This is a genomic window from Halocatena halophila, from assembly GCA_027563145.1.
GTDB lineage: Archaea > Halobacteriota > Halobacteria > Halobacteriales > Haloarculaceae > Halocatena > Halocatena halophila.
This window is the reverse complement of record CP071306.1, coordinates 1,105,683-1,127,432: the sequence shown is the minus strand read 5'-3', so window position 1 is coordinate 1,127,432 and position 21,750 is coordinate 1,105,683. Positions and strand designations below refer to the sequence as shown.

The following is a 21,750-nucleotide window of genomic DNA, read 5'->3' as shown; positions in this document are numbered from 1 at the left end:
AGGGTTTATCAAAGTCGGCGTAACGAGCTGGCAGACCAAAATCGTGATGAATCACTGAATGTATCCGAGTTCTTCGAGGCGTGACTTTGCCTGATCGGACATTCCGATGGACTCCTCATGGGACGCTGGTTCGAACGATTGTAGCCAGTCATCAAGCTGCGCTTTGAGTGCAGAGATCTCATCTGTCCGTTCGTCGGCTATTGGCGATTGTTCGTTCGGGTCCTCCGTAAGATCGTAGTACTCAGTACTGCCGTCTGAGCCACGGATGAGTTTCTGATCGGCTGTCCGAATGGCCCGCAGAGAGCGATCATATGTGTGCATAAATGGGGGTACGTCATCCAGCTGGCGTTCGAGTGCATTCATTGATGGTTGTGCTGCCATGTACTCGGCAACGACGTACTCACGAGGTGAATCCGAGGTGGTTGGATGGAATGAGTGGCCCTGGAACTGTGAAGTGATCGGTGCGCTTTCGATTCCGGCCGCATCGAGCAGTGTTGGTGCAATATCTGTCGTCTGGACCAATTTTTCGTGTTCGCCACCATCATCGAATGCTCCACCGGTGATTATCAGTGGAACGTGGAGTAGCGTGTCGTACAGACAGTACTGGTGGTCCATCATTCCATGCTCCCCGATATTTTCCCCATGATCGCTCGTTAGCACGAAAATGGTGTTGTCCCACTTTCCGGTTACTTTCAACTGATTTATGAGCGTTTCCAGCTGTCGGTCTAGATACGCGATTTCGGCTACGTAAAGCGCGTGTAGTGTCTCGAGCTCTGTCTCGGTCAGTTCTAGCTCTCCGGCGATAAACTCCCACGCATTCTGTGGGATCTCCATTGCGGCTTCGAAACTAATGTTCTCTGGAAGGAATTCCTCTGCGATCGATTGTGGAGGGTGATAATCCAGATGGGGCTCAAGGTAATTGACAAACAAGAAAAATGGATCGCCGTCTCGTGCGGAAAGCCACTGTTCAATCCATTTATTGGTGCGCGAAGCCCCGTCGTCTTCGCGCTTTCGGAAGAACTGCCCGTAGATTGCGTTTGCAGCGTTGACCACCGGATTACCGTCAACCAGTTTTTTGGCTAATTCTCGCACCATCCCGAATCCGTCATTCTTCCTGGCAACCTCTCCCAGATCGGTGTCTGTCTGGACGTACTGCCATGTTTTATGGAATTCATCAAATCCGCGCCCGAAACCGAATTCCTCGCTGATCCACGTGTTGTTCGAGACAGCAACAGTTTCGTAGTCGTTTGCCCGAAACGTCTCCGCTATGGTGTCTAAGTTTCCTTCCAGCCGTTTGTGGCCAGCATGTGCACCGTGTTTCGATGGATACGTGCCGGTGAACAACGAACCGTGAGAGGGCAAAGTCCACGGTGCCGCAGAGTACGCGTTCGTGTACGTGCTCCCTCCCTCCGATAGCTCCCCAATCGTCGTGGATCCGGACGCAAGCGACTCTAACATGGCGACTTCCCGGGCTCGCGCGGTGTCCATAACCACAAGAACGATGTTCGGAGGAGTGCTCATTCTCGTATTGATACGCGGCTGGAAAACGGATAAATCGATCCTTTTCTATTGATTGGATTCAGCGGTCTGAGATCAATTCCCACAACCACCGAATACTTGCGGTGTCTAGGAGATCGATTGTGAGTATCGTCGGGTTCGGGCTCCGAGTTGCCCACTTGTAAAGTGAAGACTGCTGAAGCCAATATGATAGTATATCAACATTAGTTTTTATACTGGAATCGGTGTATACAGCCAAAGCTGATTTGTACCAATCTGCTGCATATTTGTGGAACAATTCCCTTAAGGAATGATTCTGAAACTCAGTCTTAATATCTTCAGGATCTGTCTGTGATATTTCGATAGTTTTCGCGTGGAAAGTGGTGATAGTAGCTGCCACTGATCGACAGAACTCATCGAATCGGTCTGATCGATTTCGAGCCCGTCTAATCAATCTAACGGCCTTCGAATTTTCCAACACGACCCCGATAGCGTCTGTTTGAGAGATCATCCACTGGAGTTAGAAAATTTTTCTACAGTTCCTATTCGTTGTACGTGGGTCAGATCGACCACAACCTGACTACCGATAGTAAGCTTATTCCCACGAAATCGTGTCTCGTTGGAACTTTCTCTCACTTGCATATCAACCGTGAGATGGACGTCCTTCCTCGTTGGATGCGACTGAACCTGAATCGTACCACTGTTACTCTCTGTAGTTATAGAGGCTGGCTCAATTCGTTTGTCTCGAATCGTCATAGTACCAGAATTGCCGGTTGTGGTCGTAGAGCCTACTTCGATTGCCTTGGCAGTTGATTGAGTTACATTTTCTAGTAGTACAGTAGCTGTCTGGGTTCTTTGGGTCCCGGGACCAAAATCACCCTTGTGCGAGACAGTCGCGTCGATGGAGTAATCGGTAGTGTATAGGGGTATGACACTTCCGATCGTAACCGGAATAGTCCCGAAATACGTTTCGTTACTCCGATTAATTACCTGTATCGTTGCACCAAGAACAACATGGCTTTCCTCGTCAGTAGGCACTGCGGTAACATTTTTGACAGTAGCCACTGTCTTGTTGTTAATTCGATATTCATCGCCACTCTGAATGGCGTTTGCCACCGATGGGGAAACTTCGGCTTTCAGCTGGACCGGATATGAAATGGCCCCCGCTGATTGATTCTTATCGACTCCGATTACGGTTCCACTTAGACCACCCATCTTACCCTGGAGGGAGACCGAGCTTCCTTGCTTGAAGGGTTTTCCATCAAGCTGAAAGCTATCATTGTTGGTATCTGCTCCCTGTTGAGGTACCGAAGCTTCTAGAACAATCCGCCTCGTGGGTTCGGTATTTTCAATCCCATTTGGACCCACATATATATCAGTGATTGACATTACTTCTCCGTTGTTCGAAAATGTGTCGCCCACCTCAATTTCATCGACTACTTCAGATGGTTGCTCACCTAGATCAATCGTTGCATACGCCGAGTCATTTTCTGTCTGTCCATCCTTCAAGGCTCCCTTAAGTAATGGTGTTATGGCCGCAGTGACCCCTGATACTATGATTGCTGCGACGAACAGTACTACCAGAGCATCAAAAATATTGAAACGACCAAAGAGATTTCCTTCTTCGTCAATTAGATCCATTTAATCTACACCCCGGTGTTTTCTGGATCCGTCCGTTGAGTGGTCGCATTTCAAGTTATCCAACAGGGTGTATTGTGTAAAGATTATCGTTCTATCGTTGTCCGGCAACCACAACCTATGGGAGCACAGAATAGCGCCAATTTAATAACTCTTATACGATCCTGTGGAATAGTCATTCGATAGTTGTTGTCCCACCATGACTTCTCGTATTACACAACGGATTTTGGATAGTCTCCCGTTCTCCAGAGCCGATATCAATCATGTTATTTTTCATCCCCACGCGATAATTTCGGAGATCAATCAACGATACAATCACTGGCGAGTGGGTGAAAAGTACAATCCAGATGGTGTCGATATATTTGAATCAGATTGGGACTATTTTATCATTTTAGATGCGTGTCGGTATGATGAGTTTGTAGACCGCGTAGAGCTACCTGGTACCACAGAAAAACGCACCTCAAGAGGAAGTACGAGCCCTGAGTTTGTTCGCGGGAATTTCGGTGGACGGAAACTTCATGATGTAGTGTATGTGACAGCAAATAATTGGTTTGCAAAGACTAAAGAGGAAATAGATGCCGAGATCTATGCCTTGGAATCGGTAGAACACGATGCTGGTCGGACTACGAGCCCCGAAACAGTGACAGCTGCAGCACGTGAAGCAGCCGAGAAATACCCAAATAAACGAATAGTAGTTCACTACATGCAACCCCACTGGCCATATCTTGGGCCCACTGGTGAGAAATTCGCAGATGGACCCTTTCATGAAGTTATCAAATCAACCACGGCCACTCACCAGGATGTGATGCAAGCGTACCGTGAGAATCTTGATCTTGTTATTCAAGAGGTTGAATCGCTATTCTCGGAGTTATCTGGAAAGTTCATCGTCAGTGCTGACCACGGAGAACTTTTAGGCGATCGTGAGCGACCGATCCCCATCAAAACGTATCAGCATCCAGAAGGTGTATACGTCGATGGCTTAATCACAATTCCATGGCATGTGTATGAGTCTGGACCACGTCGAACAATCGTGGAAGATGATCCAATAGAAACTGAAGAAATGGATATGGAAACTATAGAACAACAGTTGGAGGATCTTGGCTACAGGGTGTGAAAGGACATCGTGGTGGCTTTAACAATTTTTTAAACTGTTTGTGGCTCTTCTAACGAAATTACATCGTAGGCAGCGTAACCGATTGCCACAGAGGCGATTATATTACTTGCATTAAGGCCGAATAAGACGAAATTTTGGAATAACATTACCACTGTCAAACTTATAGCCATTGATAACCCAACTATCGATCCAGATATTGAAAGACTGCGTAGATTCGACAACAATGAAAGTCCGATAAATCCAGCATATGCAATTCCTCCAATAATGCCTGTACGCATTGTCATTAACAAGAACGAATTGTGTGGTGGCTTAACCTTAAATCCAGAGATATACTGCTCTATGACGGGCTGCAAAGCGATAGGTCCCCAGCCAATAAGTGGACGATCGAGTATGGCTTCCCCAGCTGCCATCCAGATTTGGCGTCGCCCGGTCAGATTGATCGTGGAGATCGGTTGTGGTCCGAACTTGAAAAATGCCATGAGAAATCCACCGATTGCGAATGGAAATCCGGCAATTATCCCAACCTGAACTATCTGAGGCCCCTTGAGCCGATAGATTGCATAAATCCCAACACCAATTGCTCCTGCAAGTAATGTTGACCGGGCGTGACACAGCCAAAGACCAATCCCATTGATCGCGAACAATATACTTCCGAGTCGGTATTGCTCCTGGTCAAACTCATGGAGTGCTCCGAGCAATCCAGCCAGGATCGTCACACTTGCGAAATTTTGGTTACGGTAGTAACTCATTAAGGGGTGTGCTGAAATATCAAATCCAACTGGGAACAGTCCAAAAGAACCGTTGGCTGCTTGAATGTGTAGTGGGCCAACCGTGTACGGACCGATAAATACGGCTGGGAGTCCAACAACCACGACCAGTGCACCGAGCCTGCTGACTGTCCGAAAGAAGACTGACGGTTGGATTACCCTTGGAATAAGAAGGATATTAATGGCGCTCACCACAACAAAAATAAGCACTCGAACGAATAATTCCGGAGATGTTGGTGGAATGAGTAAATGGAGCATGTATAGGAACCAGACCCCTCCGAGTGTGTAGAATACGAACCGTTGCTGTTTGAAAACCGAATCCTTGTAGTAAATGTAGAGGAAAAAAATTATCCCATACGTCGAAAGGATTAGTACCCTGAAGACGGTTAAGAGACTGCCCAAATTTGAGGCATAAGAAAGTGAACTGAATACGATTATGCATACAAACAGCCAGTCCAAACGACGCATGATGGTACTCTGCCTACCAGACTCGTTAATCCTTCTGTTTGGATTGGTGAGATCAAAATTAGCCACTTGACTTCCACCGTTTGGAAGGTGTAATACGAATCCGAGACTGTGTTTCCTTCCAGAATCGCAACCCTGAAACAGTCAGATAGTGAGTTCCAACTATTGAGTACAATGCGTTCTAGTAGGAGATCATCCGGGGGGAAAACGGCTCCAGTGAGTGTTCTCATTCCTACCATGGATCGTCCTGAGCGACTACGAAGAGCACTCGAAAGCGTATCTAAACAAACAGTCAAACCTGCTGAAGTCCTCGTGATCGATGGGAGTGCTACCGACCAAGCAAAATCAATCATTGACGAATTCGATCTAAACATTACATATGTCCGTCAGCATGGACGCGGACTATCGAATGCACGAAATCTCGGCATCGAAGAGAGCTCGAAAGAATATATTGCTTTTCTAGACGACGACGATTGGTGGGCACCAGAAAAATTGGAACGACAGCTTCAGAAAATCCGAACGGAAGATGTTGGGTTTGTTTTCACCGGCATTAATCACACCGGTTCTACTGGCGAAACAATCAATGTTCACAAGCCAAATTCAGCCCCCGATTCTAAGGAAATACTGTCACGAAATCGTGTTGGGGCTCCCTCTACGGTTCTTGTACAGTCGGATAGTTTGAATAAAATTGGCGGGTTCGATGAGGATTTAGCTACGAGAGAAGAGTGGGATCTTTACATTCGCCTGTTACAAAATTGCTCTGCGGCAGTAATCCCAACCCCGCTAACGTATAAAGAAGCACAAGAGGACTCAATCTCCCGTGATACTTCCAATCTGGAGCGCGATTGGCCGAAAATTCTAGATAAGCACAGTAGGAAATATGATGATGCTACAAGACAGGAGTTTCATGCAAATTTCCAATTTGAACTCGGACGGTCACAGGCGAAAAATGGGAATTTTTCCACCGCACGAAAGCATTTTGTCCGGTCACTCTTACACCAGTTCGAACCCCGTCGCGTGGGTTATCTCTTTGTAACTATCCTTGGCAAGGATAGTTATAGATTTGCAACTAAAATATACAGGAAGATAAAAAATACCTGACCAATATTTTTTGGTATAATCTATATTACATATATCCGAGGTCGCGAAGATTTTCCGTAACCTGTTCGTCAGTGACCTCTGGCTCGAAAGACTCCGGACGTTCAGATTTGATCACTCGCCGCTCGTCTGTTTCAAAAATCTGCCACGGGACTTTTACGAGGCTATCAACGTGGATACCTTCTGGATGGCGATATGCTTTGATGGGAATCGGCTTTTCTCTATCTCCGAGTAGTTCTCCGTGGTCTGCTGTCACGACAGTCTTTCCTACATCGTGATCTAGGAGTGTTTCTACCTCTTCAAGGACGAGATCAAGATTTTCACGATAGGCCTGCATAATATCTTCATGTGTTGTTTCTTCTGAACGGACACCTTTGAAAAATCGGGCATCAGGAAATTTATCTCCGGTAGGTCCGAGGTAGGGCCAATGTGGCTGCATGTAGTGAATAATAAGACGCTTGTTAGGATACTCCGACAAAGCATCGAGGGCAGCAGCTGTTACGGTTTCTGGCTTCGAAGTGATTCCATCTTTTGCGTCACGATCGACGAATTCGTATGAGTGAACTTCTGCATCGATATCGTCTTTCAACTGTGCGAACCATGCATTTGCGGAGACATAGACGACATCATGGAGCGTCTTTCCTGAGAAGTTTCCACGCACGAATTCTGGGCTGGTGCTTCCACGGGATATTCTATGTTCTAGGCGTCCATCCAGCGTTGAACGAGCCTGAAATTCGTCGTATCGACACGCGTCCAGAATGATGAGGGTATCCCAGTCTTCATCAAAGATGTCGATACCGTCTGGGTTATACCGTTGGCCAGCACGCCAGTGGTTATATATTTGATTTATTTCAGATATTATCGTTTCGGGATCTGTAAGCGATCGCTTTATATCTTGATATGTATAATTTCTGATAGTATTTGAAATGACGTTGGTGATGGACATTTGTACATTAGGTGGTCGGTACAGCGACGGATATAGGTTCCTCGGTTTCTCCGTCATCTGTTCATTCGCTCGAATTAGGCTTTATTGCCGGGTCTGACAACAATCGAGAACCAGATTATTCGGCATAGCCGAGGTTTCGAAGCCGCTCTGAAACCACGGAGTCATCAACAGAGTTCTCCGAAGTCAGTGGTACCTCACTGACCACTTTTCGCCGGTTTCCATTTTCGTGAGTTAGCCATGGCACTTTCACGAGTTGATCAGTGTACGTTCCTCGAGGATGGCCCCATTCTGTGACTGGTATCGGTGTCGAACGTTCCCCAATCATATTACCGTGATCTGCAGTGACCACTGTTTTTCCCGATAATGTTTCCATCAAGGATTCTACTGCTGGGAGTGCTATCTCGAGATTATTTGTGAACACTTCCCAAATTTTCTCTTTATTAACGTCGATTTCTCCAGTCATTAGTTGTCCCCAAACGTTTTCATCGTCGCTACCCTCAAGATGACCCTTATCAAACGTAGTGTCTGCACCGATGAAAGGGTAGTGTGGCTGTATATAATGGACGATGAGTCGTTTGTTAGGATAATCAGATGCGGCTTGTTTTGCGTACTCTGTGACGGTTTCGGGTAGAACAGTACCTTCTGTCTCATCCCACCCATCTTCCATCCATATATTAACTACATCGTGAAATTCAGCCTGAATTCGATCTTGATTTCGATATAGTTGTGGATTGGCTGTCACATAGACTGTATCGTGTATTTCTTTATCACGGAAGTTTGCCATCAGAAAATCTGTTGTCGCTGATTCACGAGATATCCGGTGTTCTAATGTTCCCGGAAGCGTTTGATGCTTTTCGAACATATCATACCGACATGCGTCGAGAATCAGTAGGTTGTCCCAATCCTCGGCAAGAATATCGACGCCATCCGTGTTGTATGACCGCAACATACCTCGACGGTGGTAGAGTCGATTTAGGTGACGAAGAAACAGCGATGGACTCTGTACAGCCCGTGAGAGTCTATTGATGAGGTGCATGTACAGTGAATCTTGAAGAGACCACAAAACACTATTCTTTTGTTCTACTCTCCGCTGGTTTCTGATACAGTTCATATGGACATCTGCTTTCTCATCAATCAGCTTGCTCCCGGTGGTGCCCCGCGCCTACTGCTGGATATCGCCAAGTATGTTGAGGACAAACGTGAATATAGTATAACAGTTTGCTACGTTGAAGGGGATGATGCCCTGGCGACAGCGTTTCGGGACGTTGGCGCTAGCGTGGTTAGTTTCAATGCAGACTTCAAGTTTGATCCGCGTGCCCTCTATCGCCTATACAGATTCTTCAGCAGCAACTCATTCGATATCGTTCATGCACATCTACCGTATTCACAAATTCTTGCCCGCTTGGGCACTCTGAATGGTGATTCCACGACCATCTTGAGCACGCAACACGATTTCCCCCGCCGGTATCATCCAGTAACGCGCACGTTGGAACGTCTCACTCGTGGGCGTGACGATGCAACGATTGCGGTATCCAAAGCGGTTGAACAGTCATTTCGAGACCAGTCTCCACTTTTCGGAAAACCGGCTACGTGGGAGACTATATACAATGGAGTTGATGTCTCATCTTTCGCAAAAGCAGTAGAGCAGACAGACGAGCGTGCTCTACGCGATTCGCATGGTATACCACAAACTGCTGATGTTATCCTAAGTGTTGGTCGATTTACTCCGCCAAAAGCACAATCCGATCTCATTCATTCGATGGAAACAGTCCGGTCCACTCACCCAAACGCCCATCTTGTGCTTGTAGGTTGGGGTCCTCTTCGAGATGAACTCAAGTCATTGGTTGAGTCGCGTGAACTTACCGACAGGGTCTCCATAGTGGGTCCGGCCGATCCAGTTGAACCCTATTACGCAATCGGTGACGTATTTGCACTCTCGTCCGTCTCAGAAAGTTTCGGTATCGTTCTCGTTGAGGCGATGGCTGCGGGACTCCCAGTGGTTTCGACTGATATCCCTGGAGCCAATGAGGTTGTGAAAAATGGCGAAACTGGATATCTCGTCTCGCCGTCATCCCCATCTGAGCTAGCCGAAGCTATCTCTCGTGTATTTAAAAGCGATGAACCGTATGGAACTAGAGGATATGAAAGGGCTCTCTCCACTTTTGATATCGAACGAACTGCGGAGTTACATCTTTCCCTGTACGAAGAACTCTGCTGATCAGATGCTCCATTTATCGGTATCCTAGCGCAGCGAGACGATCTTCCACTAGGTCATCTTGCATACGATCAGTTTCCACTGGTGGATCATTCGAGATTGTCCGGCGAGCTCCGTCTTCGACTATAAGCCAAGGCACTTCGCGAAGCTCGGGAGCAATTGCTCCTCGTGGATGGCCATATCCGCGCACCGGCAGTGGAGAGGTACGTTCACCGACTAGATTGCCGTGATCAGCTGTAACCACAGCTTTCCCTGTAATTTCATCAACGAGTTGTTGTACATGGGGAAGTACAACATCGAGATTTTCCCGATACGCTCTCCAGACATCGTCTTTAGAGATTCGACCATGACCGAGACTCCCCCAGACTTCGCGAGGAGTGCTATCGTCTTTGCTTTCATCGTTAGGATTATCGTATCCCTTATGGTCGAGTTGTTGTCCAAACTCTCCAATGAAGGGGTAGTGGGGCTGCATAAAGTGGATGATCAACCGCTTATCAGGAAATTTTTTATTGGCTTTGAGAGCGGCTTTGGTAACGTCCTCTGGATGGACCGTTTGTAAGACTGTGTCCCAGTCACTCTCTAGTAGATTAATCGTGGCGTGGAACGTGTCTTCTGGTAATGATGGCGCATGGGGATTTGCAGTCACGTACACCGTATCATGGAATGTGTCCCCGGCAAAATTTTTGTTAAGGAATTCCCAACTCTCGCTTCCTAAAGAATATCGACTTTCAAGCTCACCATCGATTGTATTTTGATCTCTGAACATATCTAGGCGGCATGCATCTAGAATGTGGAGAACATCCCAGTCTTCTTCTGTCACCGGATCCCCCTTGGAATCTCCCATGCGTCGGTGAATCGACCGATTGACTTCAAATCCAAGCCGGTGAAACTCCCCCAAAAATATCTTAGGATTGCGAGCTGCATCGATCAAATTGTCGAGAGTGTAACGCCCAGATCCGAGCATGAAATGTAGCTATTTTCTTCGTAGTAAAAGCCGTTTTCAATGACGATTCCTACACTGTTCGACAAAGGAGCCGATACTGTTGTTTATAAAGTGATTATATTAATTGGATGGTGGTTATCGGAGCTATCGAGATGGATTCATAGGCACCATCCTAATAATATGAAAAGCTCATATCGGGGTACCGATTCTGAAGTGTAAAATCATAACGTATAGGTTTCTTCCCCTGATTTTCCATATTAGGTAGAGCCCATGGCATTTGACCTTCTAGTTGCTCGCCGTCTCATCAACCACGACCTTAATATCGAAGAACACGGGGGAAGCTGATCGTATGACAGAAGAATCTGTTTCTGAGTCGGATCAGTCTTCGCTTGGCTCGATTGTTGATGGAGCAACCATTTTTTTCGTCGGAGAAGTTCTCTATAAGGGTTCGGCATTTCTACTGAACCTTCTACTGGCACGGGCACTTGGAACCAACTTTTATGGAGTATACTCTTACGCCTATGCGTTTGTAACTGTCTCGACGATGTTTGCAGGTCTGGGATCAGATCAGGCGGTCCTTAGATATCTCCCAAAGTACACCGAGAATCAAGAAAAACAGAATTGGGTGCTCGGTTTATCGGTAGTTTCAACGATTGTGGGGAGTCTTCTCATAGCAGGCGGACTGTATCTCTTCGCCCCAGTGATCAACCAATACACACTTGAGCAACCTTTGTTTGTAGATGTTCTTCGAATTGTGGCGCTCATACTTCCACTCGATACATTAACGAAGGTGCTGGTAGGGGTTTTCAGGGGCATAGAACGACCCCGAGAGCAGATCTTACTCCAGAAAATTATTAGACCAAGTGCACGAATTTGCGCGGTAGTAATCGCGTTAGGCATCGGTTTGTCTTTCTTTGATACGGTCGCAGCACTTGTGGTCGCCAGTGGTCTTGCAGTCGTAGGTGGATTTCAATTGCTATTTTCCAGGACGTCACTCAGGCCAGCAAATCCGCTTCGGCCGTCCGTTTCCACAAGCGAGGTGTCTGGCTTTTTCAATTATTCCCTACCACTTATGCTGTCGAAGGCTGGGACGATCCTCTACAACCGCATTGATGTTTTCATGGTTGGGGCATTCTTTTCTAGTACTGTTGTGGGTTATTATAATATCTCCTTTCTACTCTCCAGCCTCATTTCGCTCCCACTTGTAGGCTGCAACCAATTGTTTGCTCCGGTAGCGTCCCGCATGTATGATGAGAAACAGTTGGATGATTTGAATGAGATCTATTCAACAATCACTCGATGGGTGTTTACGGTATCGTTACTAGCTGCACTCGGCACAGCTCTGTATGCAGAAGACATTTTGGGTCTTATCGGTCCTGAGTATGTCCAGGGGACACCTATTTTGGTGCTATTCGCAGTTGGCCAACTCCTGAATGCATCTGTAGGGCCCAGTAATTATTTACTGATGATGACAGATCATCAGTATGTATCATTCATTAATCACTGGGTCATCGGTGTGATAAATGTAGTTCTGAATTATATTTTCATACTTCAGTTTGGGGCTGTCGGTGCGGCGATTGCAACAGCAAGCATTCTTGGGTTGTTAAATATCATCAGGTGGATCGAAATTCGGCAGTTGGAAGGACTTTCGCCGTATTCATTATCTTTCTATAAGCCTCTAGTCGCTGGAATGGCGGCGGCTATCGCCCTGTACATTCCTTCGATTATGTTCTCTGGATTGATCTTGTTGATCGTCGGTGGACTCTTGGGAACACTTGTCTATGCCTCTAGTTTGTATCTTCTGGGGATTGAGGAGGCAGATATTCAGTTTTTCCGTGAACACATCGCCGATCGCCTGAACTAACAACTAGCTGAATCTTAAAACAGATGGGCGGGTGATTTATTACATTTATACTCAGAAAAACTCATCGAGTCCAGTCTGTGCGGTCGCATCCTCTATCCGTTCAAGTCCACGCTCGACCGCACTATGTGGAATCTCCCACTCGGTGAGGTAGTCCCTTGCGGCGTCAATATCCGGCGACACGTCGGTATCAACGGAATAATCATCAGTAACATCGGGATTCAAAAACAGTGACCTGATCGCGTCGCCCCGGTCGACATACGCGTCTTCTGCTTCGAGGACACTCCAGAGATCACCATGCTCGTGGATCTTTTTCACGGCCGTTTTCGGTCCAATTCCGTCGACACCGTCGTTGAAATCCGTCCCACAGAGGATCCCCACGTCAACGAGTTGCTCCCACGTGAGATCGTGCGCTTCAAGCGTCGCCTGAAAGTCCATTCGTTCGAGATTCCCGGAGCTGGTGAGCTTCCGGAGTGTTACCGGAGCACCGAGCAACAGCGTGTCGTAATCCTCGCTTCCAACGTAGTCAACACCGCCATTGCGTGCCATGTGGGCGGCCTGTGCTTCGCCTTCGGCCGGCGCTTCGACGACCGGCACGTCGAGATGATCGAGCAGTTCGCGGGTCGTCTCGTGGATCACATCTGTCAGTCGCTGCGTTCGCGATTCGAGCTGGGCGATCCGCGTTGCATCCGCGTCCTCGCGTTCGTCTTCGAGCTGTTGTTCGTACGTTTCGCGCTGTTCGCGACGGTCATCGACCTCCTCGGCTTTCAGCTCGGTGACGCCCCCATCGAAGACGAACACCGGAACGAGATCGTTTTCGAAGAATTTCCCGAGTCCCTGGACGACGCCAACGAGGTTTGCGACTTCGGTGCCGTCCTCAGTAGTGTAGACGTCACTCGACGTGAATCGGACGGTCGTGGTCAGATATCGATACAGCCAGTTGTGTGCATCGACCGCAACGACGCCAGAGAGCTCATCAAAGGAGACCGCTTCGATCGTCGCGATCTCTCGGAACGCAGCGTTTCCCATTGGTGTGGCTACCCGCCCGGCAGATAAAAGCGGTCTGGCGTTGTCCTATCCGCTAGGATCGGGAACGATTGTCGGGGGTGACGTGTCGGCTTTGCGCTGTAAAAACGCCAGCTCAGCCATCGAAAGGTCGCGTTCGCGAAACAGATCGAGGCCTGTCTGGTAGCTCGACCGGTCGTGTGGATGTGCGAGGACGAGCTCTGCCATACCGGTTTGCTCGCCCGTAAATCCGAATCCCGCCTTCGAGAGTGCGTGAAACGCGAACGGATTGTTGACGGCAATCGTGACGGTATCGAACGCACGTTCGTGGGCGCGCGCCGTGATGAACGACGCGAGACGGGTGCCGATTCCCTGGCCACGGTGGCTGTTTCTGGTGGTGATATACCGAAGGCGGAGCCGGTCGTCGTCGGTTCGATCTGCGTTGAACGCCACCGCACTCAGTAGCGTCCCTCTGGGGCCGCGAACGACCGCTTTGCCCGTGTTCGACATGACGAATTTCCCGGCGTAGGCGAACTGGCGATGATCGAGGCGCAGCGTCGGTTCGTCTTCAGGCCAGCCGATCACCGTATACTCCATACCGGACGAACGGGCGCAACCGGAATGTGTGTGGCGGTCGGTTACCCCCGTCGCGGGAGTGCGGCGAGCGCAATCAACAACAGTCCAGCCAGTGCGCTCATCACAGTGACAGCCCAGAGCCCCCTGATTCGATCGAACCAATCGGTGATTTCTGCGAGTGAGTTGTGATACGTTGCTGGATCGCTCGAGAGCGTTGCCGTCGTGTTGTCGGGGTAGTGGACCGCGAATTGCTCGCCATTCAGCGTGACGTTCGCTCCGGCAGCGATTGTCTTATCGGCGGGGAGGCCCCCACGAACGAGCGTCGTTGTGTGCGTTGTCGTGGCACCCAGATCAATTGTGTTCGTTTTTGGTGCCTGCCACTGGACGGTCACCGAGTCGTTCGTGATCTCGGTGACGGTCGTCTCGTTGCCGTAAAAGTCGAACGTTTCGTTGGCTTCCAACGTTTGCGTCGGTGGTGTTGGGAAGTATTCGTCTGCCCTGACCATCTCCTGGTTGTCGTTGGAACCGATGACGACGTAGTCGGTGCCGTTCGACGTGACGAGCTCGTTGCGAGCTGCGGAATCATTCACGAGGATTGCCGTTCGATTGACTGGTTGGGTCAGCGTTGCCGTGGGTTGCTCACCAGAGGTGTTTGTCAACAGAAAGTACGTCTCATTTTGGTGCTCGAACGTCGAGTTGTTCGCCCACTCGCTGATGTGGGTTCCCGTTTCGTTCACCCATTCGACGGTTCCCGAGCGCTGGAGGTTCCCGTCGCTGTCAGCCCCGCCGTCGATTGCGGTGACGGTGTACGACCGGTCACCAACTGAGAACGTATCGTTCACAGAGAGCGTCTGCTCCGGATTGTCCATCGAGAGCGCGGGCTGTGCGATAAGTCCCAGCCCGGCGTACGACCCGATTGCGATCACAAAAAAGAACGTCGCGTATATTGCTGTGGCACGGCGTTGCATATGTAATCGACGAATACAGTGTGTCTAAAAACCATCGAACTAGTTGTTAGATATGAAAAGTTTAGGTGGTATTGTTTATCAGAGAGTATCCGATCCAGGGGCATCTTCAATTCGTCAGTGGTTGATGGTTTGCAAACAGAAGTCTCACGAGCCTTCATTCACAAGGAAAGTATGGTATATAATGTCAACTATTCAGTGTGGGTTGATAAACGGTGGCTGGCCAGACGCAGGAATCCCAATATAAAACGTCAGCGTTCTATTAATCTGCAATCTCAGAATCGGCCGTCTCGACGAGCTCACACTCGATGTGCTGACAGACGTCATCCTCCGCGCTGAAACAGGACGGACACTCAGACCGGCGATCGATGATCGTATCCAATCGCTCTGCCACGGTCGAATCGATCACCGTTTGCAGCGCCTTTGCCTCCTCGCGGAAGCGCTCGACTTCGAGCACCTCGATCAGGAACCGCTCGATGATGCAGTAGGTCTGGAGCGCTTGCTCGGCGCGAACGATCCCCTCATCGGTGAGCGACACCCCTTTGTACTTCTCGTGGTCGGCGAACCCATCGGCTTCGAGCTTGCCAATCATCTCGTTGGCGCTGGCCGGACTCACATCGAGCATATCAGCGACTTTCCCCGTCGCTGCGGGACCGTCTTCGACTTGTTGTACCAGATAGATCGCTTTGAGATACTGATCAGACGTGTTCATTGGTGCGTCTCCATGAGTTCGGTTACCTCCTCAACTCCCTCCCGTTCTTCTTCGCGAATCGACTCCAACACGGAGACCAGCTCTGCGCGATCGATGCTGAACGAGGTCTCAGAGGCCGCAATTGCACCGATCACGTCGTCGTAGAACTTATACGCCGTCTCTTCGTTGCAGAGTTGATCGTACAGCACGCCGTCGAAATCGTCGGGCTTGGTCTTGCCGTACTGTGCCTCGACGAGCGGTTCGATCTTCTCGAATGCAACCGGCTCTGCTTCGAGCTCATCGATCAGTGCTTCGAGCCGACTGCGATGTTCGGCCGACTCCTCGGCGGCCTCTTCGAGCAGTTCGAGCACGTCCTCCTCGAGATCGATATCAGTTGACTGCGCGTGTTTGTACGCCCGGGCCTCGACGACCTCCTCTAAGACCATCCCGATCTGGAGGAGTCGCGCGAGCTGATGATCAGATCCAACAGTACGTGTGACACTCATAGCTGCTCATACAGGTATCTTCGACGAACGATACGGTCATACCTCTAATCGGTGATGGTTACAGTTAAGTGGTTCCCTCTTGCGACGCGGGAAAAATAACCCCCGATCTCAGGCCGTCCGCTGGGCCAGTCGATCCTGAATACGCCCGTTCAGATCCTCACGAAGCTCTTCGACCTCGATCTCCTCAAGCACCGGAACGAAAAAGCCACTGACGAGCATGTTCTTTGCGAGATGCTCATCAACACCGCGCGATTTCATATAGAACAGGTCCTCTGCGTCGACCTGTCCGACGGTTGCTGAGTGACTCGCTTCGGTGTCGTGGTTGTTGATGATCAGCTTTGGCGATGCGTCGGCCTCGCTCTCATCTGAGAGCATCAGCGTGTTCTCTCGCTGATAGGAACTCGTATTCCAGGCATCACGGCCAACGTCCTGAACGCCTTCGTACACCGAGCGGGCCTCATCGTCGATGACACCGCGCGTGACGAGATCAGCCGTGGTGTGCTCGTTTTCGTGCCAGACGCGGGCGTCCACGTCGAAGTGCTGGTCGTCGTGTCCGTAGAACGCTCCGACGATCTGCGACTCGGAGGCCTCACCCGAGAGGACCGTTTCGACGCTGGTTTTCGTCAGCCGCGATCCAACGTTACAGTCGATCCAGTTGGCGGTGGCGTACGTGTCGGTGTCAGCGCGTTTGAGCCCGTAGTTGTAGGTGTTCTCGGTCAGATCCTGCAACGAGCCGTACTGCACGTAGCTGTTCTCGCCGGCGACCAACTCGACGATTCCGCTGTAGTAGCGCTCGTCGAAGTCGCCTTCGTCGGCTGTTTCCTGCCGTTCTAAGATCGTCACTGAGGACGACTGCTCGGCGATGATTAGCGTGTAGTTGAACAGCGACTGGCCCGCCATCGTCGTTCGAATCGTCGCGGCCTGGGCCTCGACGCCTTCTGGAACGTAGATGACCGTCCCGGTCGTGAACAGGGCCGTCTGCAGTGCGGTCAAGTAGTTTTCCTGGGGATCGACGACGCTGCCGAAATGCTCGCGAACGAGCGATTCGTGTGCCTCAAGCGCTTCTGCGAACGAGAGCACTTCGACGCCCTCCGGTGCGACACGCTCTTTCTGTTCGAGTGCGCCCTCGGGATCGACGAGTGCCTCGAAATCCAGCTTCGAGAGGTCCGTCCACGTCCGACCCGGCGTTTGAATGACGTCCGGAAACTCAAGCTCATCAAGCGACTGCAACGCGTCGAGGCGGAGCTCCCGCAGCCAGTCGGGTTCGTTCAGCTCCTCGCTGATCGCCGTCACCTGGCTCTCCGATAATGTTCTGTGTACCTGTTTACTCATAGATTGTAAGCGAAATTAGCCGAGACTTCCCTCCATCTCGAGTTCGATGAGACGGTTGAGCTCGACTGCGTATTCGATCGGCAGTTCCTCCGTGATCGGCTCGATGAAGCCGGCGACGATCATCTGCTTTGCGTCGTCGTCATCCAGTCCACGCGACTGCAGATAGAAGACGTCCTCGTCGCCGATCTTTCCGACGGTCGCTTCGTGAGCCACGTCAACTTTCGACTCCTCGATCTCCATGTACGGCATCGTATCGGAGGTCGATTCGTTGTCGAACATCAGCGCGTCACACTCGACGCTAGTCGAGGAGTCTTCTGCGCCGTCGGCGATGTGAACCAGTCCACGGTAGTTCGTCCGCCCACCGTCTTTCGAGATGGATTTGGACTCGATCGTGGACTTGGTGTTCGGCGCGTTGTGATACACTTTCGCGCCGGTGTCGATATCCTGGCCCTCGCCCGCGAACGCGATCGTGATGTGGTTGTCCGTCGCGCCCGGGCCCTTGAGAATCGTACACGGATAGAGCATCGTCGCCTTCGAGCCCATCGATCCGGACACCCACTCCATCGTAGCGTCGCGTTCAACGATTGCACGCTTGGTGTTGAGGTTGTAGGTGTTTTTCGACCAGTTCTGGACGGTCGAATACTGGACGTGTGCGCCGTCTTTCACGAAGACTTCGACACAGCCCGAGTGGAGATTGAACGCCGAGTATTTCGGTGCCGAACAGCCCTCGATGTAGTGGACTTCGCTGTTTTCCTCGGCAACGATCAGCGTGTGCTCGAACTGACCCATCCCCTCGGAGTTCATCCGGAAGTAGGCCTGCACTGGCATCTCCACCGTGACACCCTCTGGAACGTAGACGAACGATCCGCCGGACCAGACCGCCCCGTGAAGGGCAGCGAACTTGTTGTCGCTTGGCGGAACGCATTTGGTCATGAAGTACTCCTCGACGAGGTCGGGGTACTCCTGGACCGCCTTGTCCATGTCACAGAAGATGACACCTTTCTCTTCCCACTGCTCTTGCATGTTCTGATAGACGATCTCGGACTCGTACTGGGCACCAACCCCTGAAAGCGCGTTCTTCTCCGCTTCGGGAATGCCGAGTTTATCGAACGTGTCCTGGATCTCCTCTGGCAGGTCCTCCCAGTCGTCGACGCCACCACGGGCGTCGATATCCGGGCGGATGTACGGGACGATTTCGTCGATGTCGACCTCGCTGAGATCGGGCTGTCCCGGCCAGTCGGTCGGCATCGGCATTTCGTGGAACTGCCGGAGGGCACGGAGCCGCCGGTCGAGCATCCAGTCGGGTTCGTCCTTGTCCTCGGAGATGAGCCGAATCGTCTCCTCAGTCAGCCCTTTTTCGGTCTGGAACGCGGATTGCTGTTCCTTTTTGAATCCGAAGCGGGCCTCCGTGTCGGTTTCTTTGAGATGGTCTTGTTCGGAGCTCATTAGTTGTGAATTGTTGGTCCTCTACACTTATCAGGCTGTTCCGTACACTTCCTCGCGAACCCAGTCGTATCCCTTCTCTTCGAGTTTTACCGACAGATCCGCGTCGCCGCTCATGACGACCTCTCCGTCGAGCATAATGTGCACGTGGTCGGGTTCGACGTAGTCGAGAATGCGCTGATAGTGCGTGATCTGTAAGATGCCTGCGCCCTGTTCGTCGCGGAGTGCGTTAATGCCAGTCGCCACATCCTGCAGTCGGTCGATATCCAGCCCGGAGTCGATCTCATCGAGCACGGCAACCGATGGCTCAAGGATCGCAGCCTGCAAGACTTCGTTTTGCTTTTTCTCCCCGCCGGAGAAGCCAGCGTTCAGATACCGCTGAGCGAACGCCTCGTCCATGTCGAGCTGTTCCATCTTCTCTTTGAGCAGCTGCTGGAACTCGGCGACACCGATTTCGCCCTCGTCTGCGGCACCTTCCATCGGGCTGGTCTCGTAGCCAGCCTCATCGTCTTCGTCATCCTCGGACTCATCGCCCTCGAACAGCTCTTCGCGCTCCTCGAGCTTTGCGTTCAGTGCTGTCCGGAGGAAGTTCACCATCGTTACGCCTTCGATCTCGGCCGGGTACTGAAAGCCGAGGAAGACGCCGAGTGCAGCCCGCTCGTTCGGTTCAAGATCGAGCAGTTCCCACGTCTGAAGCTCCTCTGGGACCTCCTCGTCACCAAACTCCTCATCATCCAGATGAATGAGCACCTGCCCGTCGGTGACCTCATAGGCTGGATGACCGGCAATGACCTTTGCCGTCGTGGATTTCCCACTCCCGTTTGGACCCATCAGCGCGTGGATCTCACCGGAGTTGACCACGAGATCAACGCCGTTCAGAATCTCTTCTCCACCGTCTTCGTTTACCTTCGCATGAAGGTTTTTGATCTCTAATTGTGCCATGACGTGCGCACCTTCTTGTCCTGTGATCAGATCGTGTCGCGTATAATCTTTTCGTAACGCTCGTGTTAGAGTTCGATTTTCAGAAATCAAATTTACACATATACAAAATACCGCCTGGCTGCTGATAGTTAATTACGTTCGGAATTTACGTGTATAGTATATCTACGGGCGGGCCATTCGATTCGAGAACACCTTTGGTTCGCCGGTGGTATGGTGGGCTATGAACGCAGATCGGGGAAACGATCGGGGCTGGTTTTCGTCGGTGACACCCGGCGATCCCGAAACGTACGTCGGAGCTATCGCAGACGGTAGTGCCACGGAACCGGCCGACTGGCCGGCGCGCGCGATCGAGTCGGGTGTCGTTCCCGATCAGTCTACGTATTACGAACTGCTCCATGCTGCGACACAGGCCACCGCGCGCGCACAGGTGCGCCGGCGCGAGCGAACTGACGATCAGCGGTTGATTCACTGCATTCGTGCGATGGACGACACCGAGCGAGTCGCTAACGAACTGGCCGAGCGCGTGAGTGCCTGGTCGTCGACAACGGACACGTCGGTTTCAGGGATTGATGGCGCTCGCGAGCTGCTTTCGCGGTCACCAACACGAACGGATGATGCAATCGCCGCCGCGACCGACGAGCAATTGGTGTCGCTCGCAGAACAGGTGGTGGCGCTCGATGATCAAGCAACCGCACTCCGCGAAACGATCGAGAAATCGATGCCCACCGTCGCGCCGAATCTCTCGATGGTGGCGGGGCCAGTTCTTGGGGCGCGACTGATCGCGCTCGCTGGCGGACTTGAGGCCCTCGCAAAACAACCGAGCGGCACGATTCAGGTGCTCGGCGCTGAGGACGCGCTGTTCGCGCATCTCGCAGGACGGGGCAGCTCGCCGAAACACGGCGTCATTTTCGTCCACGAGTATGTTTCAGGCACTGAGCCGTCCCAGCGTGGATCGGCGGCCAGAGCGCTGGCTGGAAAGCTCGCAATAGCCGCCAGAATTGATCACTACGCCGGCGACCGCCGGCCATCACTGCAGGCCGAACTTGACGAGCGCATTGCGACGATTCAATCACGGGGTGACGGAAATGAGTGACCGTCTCCCGTCGGGCGTTACCTATCGACCGTTCGAAGGGACGGACCGACTCGCCACCGAGGGGCCACCAGTGTACGGTGAGCCGACGAGCCAGGGGTGGCGCGCCTGGGACGTTCGACGCTCGAAGCTCGGGGCAATGTTCGAGCGCGGGATGGACACCGGGCTCGAAGGAGACGAAACCGTGCTGTATCTCGGTGCAGCCGCCGGAACGACCGTGAGTCACGTGGCAGATTTCGCCGGGCCAACGTACGCCATTGAGTTCGCAGCCCGTCCGGTTGCCGATCTGTTGGAGGTTGCTGCCGAACGGCCCAACCTCTTTGTTCTGCTCGAAGACGCCAGATCACCGTCGGAGTACGCACACGTCGTCGAACCCGTTGACGTGATCGTCCAGGATGTGGCGACGCGAGATCAGGCCCAGGTCGCGAACGCAAATCGACAGTTTCTGTCGGATGACGGCCGATTGCTCGCGGTGGTGAAAGCCCGCAGCGAAGACGTGACGGCCGATCCTGAGACGGTCTTCAATCGGTTTCTTGATCGCCTGGAGGGGTATTCAGTGCTGGAGACCGAGCGTCTCGATCCGTTTCACGACGACCATCTTGCGGTTATTGCCACGCCTGAGTGAGGCCCATTTATTTCTACGCCCCTCGAACGAC

At 51.4% G+C, this 21,750-nt stretch carries 20 protein-coding genes; 6 read left to right on the top strand and 14 right to left on the bottom strand.

Annotated elements, in window-relative coordinates; all coding sequences use genetic code 11:
• Window positions 1–51: 51 nt before the first annotated feature.
• A complete protein-coding gene (locus JXQ78_RS05930) occupies window positions 52–1,521 on the bottom strand; it encodes a sulfatase (protein ID WP_330632556.1) in 1,470 nt (489 codons plus the stop codon).
• A 483-nt stretch (window positions 1,522–2,004) separates the two neighbouring features.
• Window positions 2,005–3,138 (bottom strand): DUF4330 family protein, encoded by a 1,134-nt coding sequence (locus JXQ78_RS05925; protein ID WP_330632555.1) that lies wholly within the window; start codon window positions 3,136–3,138, stop codon window positions 2,005–2,007.
• 196 nt (window positions 3,139–3,334) lie between these two features.
• Here JXQ78_RS05925 and JXQ78_RS05920 point away from each other — a divergent pair, with 196 nt between their 5' ends.
• Complete coding sequence (locus JXQ78_RS05920) at window positions 3,335–4,249, top strand: alkaline phosphatase family protein (protein WP_330632554.1); 915 nt, start codon at window positions 3,335–3,337, stop codon at window positions 4,247–4,249.
• A 29-nt stretch (window positions 4,250–4,278) separates the two neighbouring features.
• Here JXQ78_RS05920 and JXQ78_RS05915 read toward each other — a convergent pair whose 3' ends face one another.
• Window positions 4,279–5,484 carry an O-antigen ligase family protein gene (locus tag JXQ78_RS05915; RefSeq protein ID WP_330632553.1) on the bottom strand — a complete coding sequence of 402 codons (1,206 nt, stop codon included), beginning with the start codon at window positions 5,482–5,484 and terminating at the stop codon, window positions 4,279–4,281.
• Window positions 5,485–5,655: 171 nt separating this feature from the next.
• On the opposite strand from JXQ78_RS05915, the gene JXQ78_RS05910 reads away from it, so the two are divergent.
• Complete coding sequence (locus JXQ78_RS05910; RefSeq protein WP_330632552.1) at window positions 5,656–6,582, top strand: glycosyltransferase family 2 protein; 927 nt, start codon at window positions 5,656–5,658, stop codon at window positions 6,580–6,582.
• 25 nt (window positions 6,583–6,607) lie between these two features.
• Here JXQ78_RS05910 and JXQ78_RS05905 read toward each other — a convergent pair whose 3' ends face one another.
• Window positions 6,608–7,525, bottom strand: a complete 918-nt coding sequence (locus tag JXQ78_RS05905; RefSeq protein WP_330632551.1) for a hypothetical protein — start codon at window positions 7,523–7,525, stop codon at window positions 6,608–6,610.
• Window positions 7,526–7,640: 115 nt separating this feature from the next.
• Entirely contained in the window at window positions 7,641–8,474 is an 834-nt protein-coding gene (locus JXQ78_RS05900) for a hypothetical protein (protein WP_330632550.1), read from the bottom strand.
• A gap of 99 nt (window positions 8,475–8,573) precedes the next feature.
• On the opposite strand from JXQ78_RS05900, the gene JXQ78_RS05895 reads away from it, so the two are divergent.
• On the top strand, window positions 8,574–9,743 hold the full coding sequence (locus tag JXQ78_RS05895) for a glycosyltransferase (protein WP_330632549.1): 1,170 nt from the start codon (window positions 8,574–8,576) through the stop codon (window positions 9,741–9,743).
• 13 nt (window positions 9,744–9,756) lie between these two features.
• Here JXQ78_RS05895 and JXQ78_RS05890 read toward each other — a convergent pair whose 3' ends face one another.
• On the bottom strand, window positions 9,757–10,704 hold the full coding sequence (locus JXQ78_RS05890; protein WP_330632548.1) for an alkaline phosphatase family protein: 948 nt from the start codon (window positions 10,702–10,704) through the stop codon (window positions 9,757–9,759).
• A gap of 328 nt (window positions 10,705–11,032) precedes the next feature.
• Here JXQ78_RS05890 and JXQ78_RS05885 point away from each other — a divergent pair, with 328 nt between their 5' ends.
• Entirely contained in the window at window positions 11,033–12,547 is a 1,515-nt protein-coding gene (locus JXQ78_RS05885) for a flippase (RefSeq protein ID WP_330632547.1), read from the top strand.
• A gap of 51 nt (window positions 12,548–12,598) precedes the next feature.
• On the opposite strand, the gene fen is transcribed toward JXQ78_RS05885, so the two are convergent.
• The 8 genes from fen to JXQ78_RS05845 all read right to left on the bottom strand — a co-directional run bounded on the left by fen (window position 12,599) and on the right by JXQ78_RS05845 (window position 20,004).
• Window positions 12,599–13,573 (bottom strand): flap endonuclease-1, encoded by a 975-nt coding sequence (gene fen / locus JXQ78_RS05880; protein WP_330632546.1) that lies wholly within the window; start codon window positions 13,571–13,573, stop codon window positions 12,599–12,601.
• A 45-nt stretch (window positions 13,574–13,618) separates the two neighbouring features.
• Window positions 13,619–14,146: a GNAT family N-acetyltransferase gene (locus tag JXQ78_RS05875; RefSeq protein WP_330632545.1), complete on the bottom strand. Its 528-nt coding sequence runs from the start codon at window positions 14,144–14,146 to the stop codon at window positions 13,619–13,621.
• 41 nt (window positions 14,147–14,187) lie between these two features.
• Window positions 14,188–15,093 (bottom strand): hypothetical protein, encoded by a 906-nt coding sequence (locus JXQ78_RS05870; RefSeq protein ID WP_330632544.1) that lies wholly within the window; start codon window positions 15,091–15,093, stop codon window positions 14,188–14,190.
• A 259-nt stretch (window positions 15,094–15,352) separates the two neighbouring features.
• Window positions 15,353–15,802, bottom strand: a complete 450-nt coding sequence (locus JXQ78_RS05865) for a metal-dependent transcriptional regulator (protein WP_330632543.1) — start codon at window positions 15,800–15,802, stop codon at window positions 15,353–15,355.
• A complete protein-coding gene (locus tag JXQ78_RS05860) occupies window positions 15,799–16,287 on the bottom strand; it encodes a ferritin-like domain-containing protein (RefSeq protein ID WP_330632542.1) in 489 nt (162 codons plus the stop codon). Before JXQ78_RS05860 ends, JXQ78_RS05865 begins: the two co-directional genes overlap by 4 nt.
• Before the next feature lie 108 nt (window positions 16,288–16,395).
• Entirely contained in the window at window positions 16,396–17,619 is a 1,224-nt protein-coding gene (sufD, locus tag JXQ78_RS05855; protein WP_330632541.1) for a Fe-S cluster assembly protein SufD, read from the bottom strand.
• A 15-nt stretch (window positions 17,620–17,634) separates the two neighbouring features.
• Window positions 17,635–19,065, bottom strand: coding sequence for a Fe-S cluster assembly protein SufB (sufB, locus tag JXQ78_RS05850; protein WP_330632540.1), 1,431 nt, complete (start codon window positions 19,063–19,065; stop codon window positions 17,635–17,637).
• 30 nt (window positions 19,066–19,095) lie between these two features.
• Window positions 19,096–20,004, bottom strand: a complete 909-nt coding sequence (locus JXQ78_RS05845; protein WP_330632539.1) for an ABC transporter ATP-binding protein — start codon at window positions 20,002–20,004, stop codon at window positions 19,096–19,098.
• 220 nt (window positions 20,005–20,224) lie between these two features.
• Between JXQ78_RS05845 and JXQ78_RS05840 the strand changes: the two genes are divergently transcribed.
• Complete coding sequence (locus JXQ78_RS05840; protein ID WP_330632538.1) at window positions 20,225–21,097, top strand: NOP5/NOP56 family protein; 873 nt, start codon at window positions 20,225–20,227, stop codon at window positions 21,095–21,097.
• Window positions 21,090–21,719 carry a fibrillarin-like rRNA/tRNA 2'-O-methyltransferase gene (locus tag JXQ78_RS05835; protein WP_330632537.1) on the top strand — a complete coding sequence of 210 codons (630 nt, stop codon included), beginning with the start codon at window positions 21,090–21,092 and terminating at the stop codon, window positions 21,717–21,719. The genes JXQ78_RS05840 and JXQ78_RS05835 overlap by 8 nt, the downstream gene beginning before the upstream one ends.
• The last annotated feature ends 31 nt before the right edge of the window (window positions 21,720–21,750 follow it).